Origin of the sequence: Pseudonocardia broussonetiae (assembly GCF_013155125.1) — a bacterium.
GTDB classification, from domain to species: Bacteria; Actinomycetota; Actinomycetes; order Mycobacteriales; family Pseudonocardiaceae; genus Pseudonocardia; species Pseudonocardia broussonetiae.
In genome coordinates this window covers 3,206,099-3,218,324 of the sequence record NZ_CP053564.1, presented here as the reverse complement: position 1 = coordinate 3,218,324, position 12,226 = coordinate 3,206,099, and the positions used below count along the sequence as shown (strand labels likewise).

At 73.5% G+C, this 12,226-nt stretch carries 11 protein-coding genes; all 11 read right to left on the bottom strand.

Annotated features, from left to right (window positions below):
- Positions 1–58: 58 nt before the first annotated feature.
- From HOP40_RS15945 to HOP40_RS15895, 11 genes are read right to left on the bottom strand one after another with little or no spacing between them, the layout of a single operon-like run.
- Positions 59–1,162 carry an acyl-CoA dehydrogenase family protein gene (locus tag HOP40_RS15945; protein WP_172159351.1) on the bottom strand — a complete coding sequence of 368 codons (1,104 nt, stop codon included), beginning with the start codon at positions 1,160–1,162 and terminating at the stop codon, positions 59–61.
- A complete protein-coding gene (locus tag HOP40_RS15940) occupies positions 1,159–2,469 on the bottom strand; it encodes an acyl-CoA dehydrogenase family protein (RefSeq protein WP_172159350.1) in 1,311 nt (436 codons plus the stop codon). The genes HOP40_RS15945 and HOP40_RS15940 overlap by 4 nt, the downstream gene beginning before the upstream one ends.
- Before the next feature lie 14 nt (positions 2,470–2,483).
- Entirely contained in the window at positions 2,484–3,629 is a 1,146-nt protein-coding gene (locus HOP40_RS15935; RefSeq protein ID WP_172159349.1) for a thiolase family protein, read from the bottom strand.
- Positions 3,626–4,048: a Zn-ribbon domain-containing OB-fold protein gene (locus tag HOP40_RS15930; protein ID WP_172159348.1), complete on the bottom strand. Its 423-nt coding sequence runs from the start codon at positions 4,046–4,048 to the stop codon at positions 3,626–3,628. Before HOP40_RS15930 ends, HOP40_RS15935 begins: the two co-directional genes overlap by 4 nt.
- A complete protein-coding gene (locus tag HOP40_RS15925; RefSeq protein ID WP_172159345.1) occupies positions 4,045–4,839 on the bottom strand; it encodes an SDR family NAD(P)-dependent oxidoreductase in 795 nt (264 codons plus the stop codon). Before HOP40_RS15925 ends, HOP40_RS15930 begins: the two co-directional genes overlap by 4 nt.
- A gap of 52 nt (positions 4,840–4,891) precedes the next feature.
- Positions 4,892–6,115, bottom strand: coding sequence for an acyl-CoA dehydrogenase family protein (locus tag HOP40_RS15920; RefSeq protein WP_172159343.1), 1,224 nt, complete (start codon positions 6,113–6,115; stop codon positions 4,892–4,894).
- Complete coding sequence (locus HOP40_RS15915; RefSeq protein ID WP_172159341.1) at positions 6,112–6,891, bottom strand: SDR family NAD(P)-dependent oxidoreductase; 780 nt, start codon at positions 6,889–6,891, stop codon at positions 6,112–6,114. The genes HOP40_RS15920 and HOP40_RS15915 overlap by 4 nt, the downstream gene beginning before the upstream one ends.
- The gene (locus tag HOP40_RS15910) at positions 6,888–7,916 is read right to left on the bottom strand and encodes a phosphotransferase family protein (RefSeq protein WP_172159339.1); all 1,029 of its coding nucleotides are present in this window, start codon (positions 7,914–7,916) and stop codon (positions 6,888–6,890) included. The genes HOP40_RS15915 and HOP40_RS15910 overlap by 4 nt, the downstream gene beginning before the upstream one ends.
- Positions 7,917–7,976: 60 nt before the next feature.
- A complete protein-coding gene (locus HOP40_RS15905; protein ID WP_172159337.1) occupies positions 7,977–8,765 on the bottom strand; it encodes an enoyl-CoA hydratase/isomerase family protein in 789 nt (262 codons plus the stop codon).
- Between the two features lie 58 nt (positions 8,766–8,823).
- A complete protein-coding gene (locus tag HOP40_RS15900; RefSeq protein ID WP_172159336.1) occupies positions 8,824–11,310 on the bottom strand; it encodes an ATP-binding cassette domain-containing protein in 2,487 nt (828 codons plus the stop codon).
- A gap of 5 nt (positions 11,311–11,315) precedes the next feature.
- Positions 11,316–12,185 carry a branched-chain amino acid ABC transporter permease gene (locus tag HOP40_RS15895; RefSeq protein ID WP_172159333.1) on the bottom strand — a complete coding sequence of 290 codons (870 nt, stop codon included), beginning with the start codon at positions 12,183–12,185 and terminating at the stop codon, positions 11,316–11,318.
- Between the last annotated feature and the right edge of the window lie 41 nt (positions 12,186–12,226).

Below are 12,226 nucleotides of genomic sequence, written 5' to 3'. Positions count from 1 at the left end.
GCCAGGGTAGCCGTCGGACCCGAACCGGGTTCACCTCGGCGCGGGCTGCCGGGCACGCTCACACCCCCAGGTGGTCGAGCACCGCGTCCCGGTTCGTCGCGGCGGTGCCGAACAGGGCGGCACCGGTCGCCGCCCGGCGGACGTGCAGGTGGGCCGGGTGCTCCCAGGTGAACCCGATGCCGCCGTGCACCTGGACGGTCTCGCCCGCGACCCAGGTGTAGGCGTGCCCGCAGACGAGCGCCGCGGTCGCCGCGGCGACCGGGAGCTCGCCGACGTCGTCGGCGGCCGCCGCCGCGGCCCACGCCGCGGCGGACCGCGCGGCCTCCACCTGCACCGCCATGTCCGCGCACCGGTGCTTGACGGCCTGGAAGGTCGCGATCGGCCTGCCGAACTGGACGCGCTGCCCCGCGTAGCGGACCGTCATGTCGAGTGCGGCCGCGGCTCCGCCGACCTGCTCGGCGGCGAGCGCGGCCCGGGCCCGGTCGAGGACCTTCGGCACGACGGAGCGCGCACCCCCCACGAGCAGCGCGGCCGGTGTGCCGTCGAGCAGCAGCTCCGCGAGCGGACGGGTGGGATCGAGGCTCGGCAGCGGCCTGCGCACGAGCCCTTCCGCGCCGTCGTCCACGACGAAGATCGCGGGCGCGCCCTCGATCGAGGCCACGACGAACAGGACGTCCGCCGTGTCCCCCTCGACCACCAGCGTCTTCGTCCCGGACAGCCGCCAGCCGTCGGCACCGTCGGGTTCGGCGACCGTGCGCACGGTGTCGGGGTCCCAGCCGTCGAAGCCCTCGAGGTGCGCCAGTGTCGCGGTCACCTCCCCGGAGGCCAGCTCCGCGAGCAGGTCGGGCGCGTCGCCGTGCAGCAGCACCCCGATTCCGAGCACCGCGGTGGAGAACCACGGGAGCCGCACGAGGGACCGTCCGAGCTCCTCGGCGACGATCGCGACCTCGCGGAACGTCGCGCCCGCACCCCCGCGCTCCTCGGGGACGTCGAGGCCGACGACGCCGAGCTCGCCGGCGAAGCGGCGCCACGCCTCCCGGTCCCAGCCGCCGCTCCCGATCCCGCGGAACACCGTCTCGGTGTCCCCGTGCCGGGCGAGGAAGTCCCGCACGACCTCGCGCAGGTCCTCGGCATCGGCGTCCGGGGTGAGTCGGAGGCTCATGCGGGATCCTCCCCGTCGTCGGCGGCCGCCACGAGCACCTCGGCGAAGCGCTCCTGCGCCTCGGCCCGGCGGGTCGGGAGGATGTAGGGCGGGAACAGACCATCATCGGGCTCGGTACCGCGCAGCAGGAACTGGGCCAGGTTGACCTTGTGCACCTCGGTGGCGCCGTCGGCCAGTCCCATGTGGAAGGACTCCATGACCCACTTGCCGAAGGGCAGCTCCTTGGAGATGCCCAGCGAGCCGTGGATCTGGATCGCCCGGCCGGCGACGTCGAGCAGCACCTTCGGCATCGCCGCCTTGACCGCCGAGATGTCGGCGCGGACCCGGCGGTAGTCGTCGTACCGGTCGATCCGCCACGCCGTGCGCAGCACGAGCAGCCGGAACTGCTCGATCTGGATCCAGGAGTCGGCGATCATCTCCTGGACCAGCTGCTTGTCCGCGAGCCGCCCACCCCTGCTCGAGCGCGACACGGCACGGCGCTTCATCATCTCGAAGGCGCTGGTCACGAGCCCGACGGTGCGCATGGCGTGGTGGATCCGGCCGCCGCCGAGGCGGGTCTGCGCGACGGCGAAGGCCTGGCCGCGCTCACCGAGGATGTTCTCCGCGGGCACCCGGACGTCGGTGTACCGCAGGTAGTTGTGGGTGCCGACGGGCTCGTCGTGCCCCCACACGCTGACGTCACGGACGCGCTCGATGCCGGGGGTGTCGGCGGGAACGACGAACATCGACATCGACTGGTGCGGCGGGGCGTCGGGGTCGGTGACCGCCATGACGATGAGGAACTCCGCCCACAGCGCGTGGGAGGAGAACCACTTCTCGCCGTTGATCACCCACTCGTCGCCGTCGAGGACCGCGGTGGTGCGGAACCCGGTGGGGTCCGATCCGCCGTGCGGCTCGGTCATCGAGAAGCACGACACGATCTCGCCCTCGATGAGCGGCTCGAGGTAGGTCTTCTTGAGGTGGTCCGTGCCGTAGTGCGCCAGGATCTCGGCGTTGCCCGAGTCCGGGGCCTGGCAGCCGAACACGACCGGGCCGGAGTGGGTCCGGCCGAGCTTCTCGTTCAGCAGCGCCAGGCGCAGCTGTCCGTACCCGGGCCCGCCCAGCTCCGGGCCCAGGTGGCAGGCCCACAGCTTCCGCTCGCGGACCCGCTGCTGCAGCGGCTTGATCACCGCGTTGCGCACCGGGTCGCGCGGGTTCCACGCGTGCTCGACCACCTGGTCCACGGGCTCGATCTCGTCCCGGACGAACGCCTCGACCCAGTCGAGCTCCTCCTGGACCTCGGGGTCGTTCTCGAATCCCCAGCTCATCTTCTCGCGCCCCCTCAGCGGGTCAGGACGGTGCAGGCGGAGATGCCCGGCGCCCCGTAGACGTGGGTGAACCCGACGCGCGGGTCCCCCGGTACCTGGTGCTCCCCCGCGTCCCCGCGCAGCTGGAGCACGTTCTCGTAGACCTGCCGCAGCCCCGACGCGCCGATCGGCTCGCCGTTGGCGATGCAGCCGCCGTCGGTGTTGACCGGCAGCCGGCCCTCGATGGCGGTGGCCCCGGAGGTGATCAGCTCCTCCTGCTCGCCGTGGGCGCACAGCCCGGTCTCGGCCATGTGCATCAGCTCCGCGCCGGACTCGGTGTCCTGGATCTGCGCCACGTCCACCTCGGACGGGGCGATCCCGGCCGCGGCGAACGCCGCCGCCGACGCCTCGACCGTCGGCGAGTCCGCGCGGTCGGTGGCGAGCCACGGCGAGAACACCTCGAAGGAGCCGTACCGCCGGCTGCGGAACGCCGCGCCCTGCAGGAACACGGGATGCCGGGTGTACGTGTGGGCCCGGTCGGCGCGGCAGAGGACCAGCGCGACCGCCCCCTCGCCGGGCGAGCAGTACATGTACTGCGTGAGCGGGTCGGAGATCATCGGGGCCGCGGCGATCTCCGCGGCGTCGATCTCCTTGCGCCGCCACGCCATCGGGTTGCGCGCGCCGTTGCGGAAGGACTTCTCCGCGATCGTCGCCAGCACGCCCGGCCCGAGGTCGTGGTCGTGCAGGTAGCGCTGGATCTTCATCCCGAAGAACTGGGTGGTGACCATCAACCCGGTCTCGCCGTACCAGGCCCCGATGCCGTGCTCGGCCGGGTCGGTGTTGAACGCGCCCCGGGCGTGCTTGTCGAAGCCGATGACGATCCCGACGTCGTGCTGCCCGGAGCGGATCGCCGCGTCCGCCGCGATGAGGGCGGACCCGCCGGTGGCGCAGCCGTTGGCCACGTTGATGAACGGCAGCCCCGTCAGCCCCAGCTCGGAGACCAGCGTGTCCGCGTCCCCGGCGGAGTGCGAGCCGCCGAACCCGAACTGCATGTCCGAGAAGCGCAACCCGCTGTCGCGCAACGCCTCCCGCGCCGCGTGCACGGCCTGGGCCCGTCCCGACACCCCGTCGGCGCGTCCGAACCGGTGCATGCCGATCCCGACGATCGCGACCTCGCTCATGCCGCCACCCCCACGAAGGCGAAGGTGTGCACGGGCCGGCCGGACTCGTCGTCCCGGAAGGGGGTCAGCGTCAGCTCAACGGGCATCCCGATCTCCAGCTGCTGCGGGTCGGTCTGGACGAGGCGGGCCTCCACGATCAGCTGCCCGGGCAGCTCCACGTAGGCCACGCCGTAGGGCTCGTAGGCCTCGGTCCCGGTGTACGGCGTCTTCGGGCGGAAGCCCTGCACCGTCCAGGACCACAGCGTCCCGGTCCGGGAGAGCGGCACCTCCCGCATCGACGATCCGGTGCAGCGCGGGCACCCGCCCTGGCGGGGGAACGTGTACGCCGCGCAGTCGGTGCAACGGCTGCCCAGCAGCGCCGGCCCCTCGGCCGTCTCGACGAACAGCGCGTCGTCGACGGTCTGCTTCCCGGCGATCACGGCGCGGCCAGCCTTCCACCGTCGACGGCGAGCAGCGCGCCCGTCGTGTAGCCCGCGTCCGGCCCGCACAGGTACAGCGCCGCGCCGGCGATCTCCGACGGCTGCCCCACCCGCCTCGACGGCCAGTCCCGTGCCATCCGCTCCACCGCGGCCGGGTCCCACGCCCTGCTGATGTCCGTCGCGAACGGCCCGGCCAGGATCGTGTTCACCCGCACGCTCGGCCCGTACTCCTGCGCGAACCCCGCGGTCAGCGTGTTCAACGCCGACTTCGCCGCCGTGTAGGGCAGGTCGCCCGCGGTGGGGCGCTGCGAGCCCATCGACGAGATGTTCAGCATGACCCCGCCGTCCCGCGCGGCCATCCGGGCTCCCGCCACGGCCAGCAGCCGGAACGGGCCCTTGACGTTGACGGCGAACACCTTGTCGAACAGCTCCTCGGACACCTCCTGCAGCGACGGGTAGGTGGGCGCGATGCCGGCGTTGTTCACCAGCACGTCCACCGGGCCCAGGTCCTGCTCCACCTCGTCGAGCAGCGTGCCCAACCGGTCCCAGTCCCCGACGTGCGCGGCGTGCGCCGTCACCCGCTGCCCGGTGGCCGCGGCGAGCTCCTCGGCGAGGGCCTCGCAGGCGTCCTTCTTCCGGGACACGACCGCCACGTCCGCACCGGCCGCCGCGAAGGCGATCGCGATCTCCCGGCCCAGCCCGCGCGATCCGCCGGTGACCAGCGCCGTCCGTCCTGCCAGCGGCCGCCGCGTCGCCCGGACGGCGGCGACGGCCTCGTCGACCGTGCTCACGACCCCGTCCTCATGACACTGTCCTCATGCCACGGTGTTGATGACACTGTGCTCATCTCGGGATGTCCTTCCACGCCACGCCCCGGTCGGCGCGCGGCTCCGGCGGCAGCCCCAGCAGGCGCTCCGCGATGATCGTTCGTTGCACCTCGTCCGAGCCCCCGGCGATCCGGTAGCCCGGTGCGCCCAGGTAGTGCTCGATCCAGCGATAGGTCCCGTCCCCGGCATCGGCCACCAGCCGCGGCCCCAGCACCACGGCGGCCGCCTCGGAGACCAGCTTCAGCCGCTGCGCCCAGTCCAGCTTGCGCAGCGACCCGATGGGCCCCGGTTCACCCCCGGCCAGCCGGGTCTCGCGGTCCCGCTGCGCCGACAGCGCCGCGACCTTCTCGGCCACCCACACCTCCGCCAGCACCCGGCGGACGTCGGGGTCGCGGGTGCGGCCCGTCCGCCGGGCGTCGGAGAGGAGCTGGGCGTAGCCGCCGCCCAGGTCCAGGTTGGCCCCGGACGACCCGCGCTCGAAGCCGAGGGTCGCCAGCGTGACGCCCCAGCCGCCGCCGACCTCGCCCAGGCGCAGGGAGTCCGGGATCCGGACGTCGTCGAGGAACACCTCGCAGAAGGAGGTCCCGCCCGACATCTGGCGCAGCGGCCGCACCTCCACCCCCGGGGTGTCCATCGGCAGCAGGAAGGCGGTGAGCCCCTGGTGCTTGGGCACGTCCGGATCGGTCCGCGCGATCAGCTCCCCCCACCCGGCGAACTGGGCGCCCGAGCTCCACACCTTCTGCCCGTTGACCACCCACCCGTCGCCGTCGCGGACCGCCCGCGTCGAGAGCCCGGCCAGGTCCGACCCGGCCGAGGGTTCGGAGAACAGCTGGCACGCCAGCGCGTCCCCGCGCAGCAGCGGCCGGACCAGCCGCTCCTTCTGCTCCGGTGTCCCGAACAGCTGCACCGTGGGCGCGATCAGCTCCGTGGACACCGACGTCAGCTCGTGCTGGCCGGGGTGGGCGAACTCCCGCTCGACCTCGGCGTACGCCTCCTCGTGCAGCGCCGACAGCCCGGCGCCGCCCTGGTCCGCGGGCCAGGAGATCGCGCCGTACCCGGCGTCGAACCGCGTGCTCAGCCACCCCTGGATGCGGCCGATCAGGGCCTTCTCCTCGTCGAAGGGCAGATCGTGGAAGACGGCCACCGACCCGCGGGGATCGTCCTCGCGCGGGGCGAGCTGCTCGGTCAGCCACTTCCGGGCGGTGTCCGCGTACTCGGCGGGCGTCTGCTCGGCGGTCATCGCGCCGTCCACCCCCCGTCGACGGCGAGCACCTGTCCGGTGCAGTAGGTCGACGCGGCGGAGGCGAGGAAGAGCAGCGCGCCGTCGAGCTCGCCCGCGTCCCCCGGCCGGCGCAGCATGGTGTTGCGCTCGATCCACCGGTTCGACGCGTCGTCGGTGAACATGGCGTCGTTCATCTCCGTCCGGAACCAGCCGGGAGCCAGTGCGTTCACCCGCACGCCGTCCCGGCCCCAGTGCCCGGCGAGCTGCCGGGTCAGCCCGATGAGGCCCGCCTTGCTCGCCGCGTAGCTCGCCCCGCCGCGCGGGGCGGTGGACACCAGCCCCACGATCGAGCCCACGTTGACGATCGAGAGCGGCCGCCCGGCCGAGGCCGCGGCCACCAGCTGGGCCAGGTGGAAGGGCGCCACGAGGTTGGTGCCCAGGACGTCGACGAACTGGCTCGACGACTCGGCGTGCGGCTTCGCCGGACTGCCGGTCCCCGCGTTGTTGACCAGCACGTCCAGCGGCCCGGTCGCCTCGACCACCCGCTCGACCAGCGCCGCCCGGTCCGCCTCCGACGACACGTCGCACGGCACCGGGCGCACCCCCGTGACCTCCGCGGCCAGCCGCTCCAGGCGCTCCTTGCGACGGGCGGTGGCCCACACCGTCGCCCCTGCCGCGGCGAGCACCCGGGCGAACCGCTCCCCCAGTCCGGACGACGCCCCGGTGACGAGCGCGGTGCGCCCGGTCAGGTCGAACAGTCCGGCCGGGTCGACCGATGCGGCGGTCCCCGTCATCGGAGGCCCTCCGCCAGGAGCCGTCGACCGTCGGCGATCAACGCGGCGATGGCGGGCGGCAGCTGTTCCTGCACGGGATCGTGGTGCGCCCCGGTCCGGTGCCGCAGGAGGTTGTGCCCCATGATCGCGGCCATCTTCATCCGGCCCAGGGCACTGAACCAGGCGGCGTCGGCGGTGGTGCCGCCGTCCTCGCCGCGGGCCTCGCGGTAGGCCTCGCCCAGCTCGCGCTCGGTCGGCAGGCCCTCGACGACCCGGCCCGATCCCGGGAACAGCCGGCCGTCGGTGAACACGCCGAACCAGCCGAGGTCCACCCGGGGATCGCCGACGCCCCAGATCTCCCAGTCCACCAGCGCGACCGGGTCCGCGCCCTCGAACAGGAGGTTGCCCAACCGGAAGTCCCCGTGCACGACGACCGCGGGCACCGGCCCGGGCACGGTGGTGAGCAGCTCCTCGACCAGGGCGGCACCACCGGGCCGGAGGTCCTCCGGGACCGCCTGCATCGTCTGCGCCCACCGGTCGACCTCGGCACCCGCGCCCGCCGCGGGCGGCACGTCGCGACCGCTCGCGGCGACCGCGTGCTCCACCGCGTCGAGCGGCACGGCGTGCAGGGCGCCGAGCACCCTCGCCGCCACCAGCATGCGGGTGCGGGCCAGCGCGGGCGCGGTCTCGGCGTCCACGAGCAGGATCGGCTCCGCCGCGCCGCCGCGGGCGAACTCCATGGCGAACCAGGCGGGAGGCTCGGCGTCCACGGCCCGCACGCCGGGCACCGGCACCGCCGAGCCCGCCAGCGCGGTCAGGATCGCGGCCTGGTGCAGGACGTCGTTGCGTCCGCGCGCCCGGCGCCCGGGCGGAACCGCCTTGACGACGCAGCGGTCCGCACCCGTGCCGATCTCGTAGGTCAGCCCCGAACGCCCGCCCTCCAGCACGGCCAGCCGATCCGCGGGCGGCAGGCCGAGTGCGTGCCGCACGCGCGTCGCGAGCACCGGATCGGCGTCGACGACGGCGTCCACCGCGGTCTCGGTCATCTCACTCCCTCACTCGGGGCCGCACCCGTCCAGGACGGGCCGGCACGGTCACCTCGTCGGTCAGCGGCCCGTCCACTTGGGATCGCGCTTCTCCAGGAAGGCCGCGACACCCTCGGCGGCGTCCTGGGAGTTGAGCGTGACGCCGACCGCGAGGTGCTCCAGCACCATCAGCGAGGCGATGTCCGCATCCAGGCCGCGGTCGATCGCCATCTTGGTCAGCTTCATCTGGAACGGGCTCTTGTCCGTGAGGTGGCTGATGAACTCCTCGACGGTCTCGTCCAGCTGCTCGGCCGGGGCGCTGTCGTTGACCAGCTCGAAGTCGGCGGCCTCCTTGCCCGACAGCAGCTTGCCGGTGAGCATGAGCTCCTTGGTCTTGCGGATGCCGAGCATCCGGGGCAGCCGGTAGATCGGGCCCGCGCCGCCGAAGAGCGCCCGGCGGATGTGGAAGTCGCCGATCTGGGCGGACTCGTCCGCGATCGCGAAGTCGCAGGAGATCATGATCTCGAAGCCGCCGGCCGTGACGTAGCCCTCGAGGACAGCGACGGAGGGCTTGCTCATGTTGTAGAGGCGGTCGCAGACCTTGGCGGACACGACCGCGACGTCCATCGCGGTGCTCGTGCCGATGAACTCCGCCTGCAGGCTGTCGAGGTCGAAGCCGGAGGAGAAGGTGTTGCCGCGCCCGCGGACCACGACGACCCGCAGCTCCGGGTCGGCCTCGATCTCGGTGATGTACTCGTCGAGCTTGTGCAGCATCGGCACGGTGATGCAGTTGCGCTTGTGGGGCCGGTTCAGCCAGATGCGCGCGACGTGACCGTCCCGCTCGAACTGGATGTCGTCTTCGGCAGCCATGTCATCCTCCAAGTTGAACTGAATTCAAGTCAGATAGTTCGCGGAGATCCGGGCGTTGTCAAGGGCTCACCGGGTCCTCCGACGTCGACGACCCGAAGTAGGCGCGCTCCGCGCGCCCGGCGAACGTCGGGTCGTCCGGCGAGCCGGTCGCGCCGATCGCCCCCTCGTGGAGCACCACGACCTCGTGCGCGACCGTCAGCGCGCGCGTCAGGAGCTGTTCCAGCACGACGACGGTGACGCCGTCCTCGGTCAGCCGGGCGATCCGGCCGTAGACCTCGTCCACCAGCGCGGGCGCCAGGCCGAGGGCCGGCTCGTCGACCACGAGCAGGCGCGGTCCGGCGATCAGGGCGCGCGCCACGGCCAGCAGCTGCTGCTCCCCGCCGGACAGCGCGGCGGCGGGCAGCTCGAGCCGGGTCCGGACGCGTTCGGGCAGCCACCCGGCCGCGTCGTCGATCCGGGACCGGAGCTCGCGGCCCTTCACCCCGGCCGCGTAGCCCGCGACCTCGAGGTTCTCGCGGACCGACAGGGTCCGGAAGAGCGCCCGCCCCTCCGGGACCAGGCTGCTCCGGAGCAGGTCCGGGACCGTCCGCTCGCCCGTGGTCGGGGCGAGGGTGCCGTGCAGGATCTGGCCCAGGGTGCTCTTCCCCGCACCGTTGGCGCCCACCACGGCGAGGATCGCGCCCCCGCGCACGACCAGGTCGATCCCGGTGAGAGCGGTGACCCCGCCGTAGCGCCGGGTCACGCCGCTCAGCGTCAGGACCGGGGCGGCCCCCGTAGGGGCGGGCGCGCGCGGGCGCTCCGCGGACGTGACCCCGAGGTAGCTGCGGCGCACCTGCTCGTCGGCCATGATCTCCGCCGGCGGGCCCTCCCCGATCGGCCGACCGAAGTCGAAGGCGACCACGCGGTCGGCGACCGCGAACAGGTCCTCCAGGACGTGGTCGATGATGATCACCGAGGTCCCCGCTGCACGCACCCGCTCGATCTGCGCGGCGAGCAGGCCGCGCTCGGCGGAGTCCAACCCGCCGAAGGGCTCGTCCATGATCAGCAGCCGCGCCCGCTCGGCCATCGCGCGTGCGAGGTCGAGCCGCTTCTGCGGACCGAACGGCAGCTGGTCGGGATAGCGCCCGCCGAGGCCGGCGAGTCCGACCTGCGCCAGCAGCGCCTCCGCCTCGCGCCGTCGGGCGGAGGTGACCCACCGGGTGGCGCACAGGAGGTTCTCGGCCACGGTCAGCTCGCCGAAGACCTCGGCGTGCTGGAACGTCCGGCCGATCCCCAGTGCGCGGCGCCGGATCGCCCGGACGCGGAGCAGGTCCGCGCCGGCGAAGGTCGCCGACCCGCTCGTCCTCCCGCCGGACAGCAACCCGCACAGGGCGTTGACCAGCGTCGTCTTTCCCGCCCCGTTCGGTCCGATGATCGCCACGACCTCGCCGGGCCGCACGGTCAGGGACACGCCGTCGAGAGCCTGCAGGCCGCCGAAGGCGACCCCGAGACCGCCCACCTCGAGCACCGCGTCGTGCGTGCGCCGGACCGGCGGTCCGTCGAGGGGCGGCGGAGGTTGCGCCGTCGTCACGGCGGCCGGTCGCAGTCGGCGCAGCAGCGTGCGCAGCAGGCTGCCGACCGCCGGGACGATCCCGGTCGGCAGCAGCAGCAGGGTGAGGACGAGCAGCGACCCCTGCAGGATGAGCTGGTCGATGCCGAGCAGATCGGCGAGGGAGGGCGCGAACGCGAGGAACACCCCGCCGAACACGCCGCCCGCGACCGTCCCCACGCCGCCGAGCACCGCCGCCGCGACCGTGTTGATGCCCAGCGTCAGGGAGAAGGTCTCGGGGCTGACGAATCCGGTGATCAGGCCGAGCAGCACCCCGGCCAGCCCCGTCACGGCGCCACTCACGCCGAACGCCAGGGCGCTCTGCGCCTCCGGCGCGATGCCGACCGAGCGGGCGACGACCGGGTGCGACTTGGCCGCCATCATCCGCATCCGCAGGCTGGTCCCGCGGGCGAGCACGGCGACGGCGACGACGACGCCCGCGGTGAGGATCGCCGCCACGACGGCCTCCGAGCCTCCGCCGCCCAACACTCCCAGGCCGAACACACTGGTGAGCTCCCCGACCGCGACCCCCTGGTCCCCCCCGGTCACGTCCACCCAGCGGTTGATGACCTCCAGGGCCACCAGGCTGAACGCCAGGGTCAGCAGGGCGATGTAGAGGACGGAGAAGCGGGCGCCCGCGAAGCCGAGGAACGCACCGCAGCCCCCCGCGAGCAGCATCGCCACCAGGACGGTCGGCTCCAGCGCCCAGCCGTGCGCCGAGCCGTACGCCACGGTGTAGGCACCGATCGCGAAGAGCGCCGGGTGCCCGACGGACCAGATGCCCGCCCATCCCGCCAGGAGGCCGACGCTCAGCACCAGGACCGTGTAGGTCGCGGCCAGCGCCACCGAGTAGGCCTGGAACGCGGGCAGCGCGCCGCCCTCGATGGCCAGCACCAGTACGACTGCGGCCAGCGGGGCGAGAAGCGCCCGGCCCAGGAGCCGCCATGACCAGAGCACGCCGGTCACACCCTCTCGAAGCTGCGGGTGCCGAAGATGCCCTGCGGCCGCAGCAGCAGGATCAGCACGGTGAGCGCGAACACGAACGTGTCGCGGAAGTTCGCCGAGACGTACGAGGCCGCCAGGTTCTCCAGCACACCGATGGTCACGCCGCCGATCACGGCGCCGTGCATGCTCGTCAGGCCACCCAGGAAGATCCCCGCGAACGCGCGGAACAGGGGCGCCGACAGCACCATCGGGGCCAGCCCCACCCGGGGGGCGTAGAGCACCGAGGCGAGTGCGGCGAGCCCGAGCCCGAGGGCCCAGGCGATCCGCGCCACCTTCTGCGCGGGCACACCGATGATCTGGGCCGTGGTGGCCGACTCCGCCGCGGCGCGCATCGCCGACCCCAGCGTGGTGCGGGTGAACAGCCAGCCCACCGCGAGCATCGCCGCGGCGGACACCCCGATCACCACCAGGTCCTGGGTCGCGAGCGCCGCGGAGCCGAACGAGACGCTGCCGGCGACCAGCGGCGGGAACGCCCGCGGCTCGGTGCCCCACATCGCGCTGACCAGCGCCTCGATGACGAGCGAGACGCCCATCGTCATGACCAGCGCCGCGAACAGCCGGCCCGAGCCGAGCGGACGCAGCAGGACCTCACGCACGAGGAGCCCGACCACGACGGCCACGAGCACGGCCGCGAGCAGGCCCGCCCACACGCCGAGACCGCGGTCCACGACCATCAGCGCGACGTACACGGCGAGGGTGGCCATGCTGGCCAGGGCGAAGTTCACCACGTCCGTGGCCCGGTAGATGATCACCAGCCCCAGGCCGAGCAGGCCGTAGACGGCGCCGCTGGCGATACCGCTCACCACGACGAGGAAGAGCTGCTCCATCGGTGGGCCTCCTTCAGACCGGGTCGGCGATCGGGCGGCGC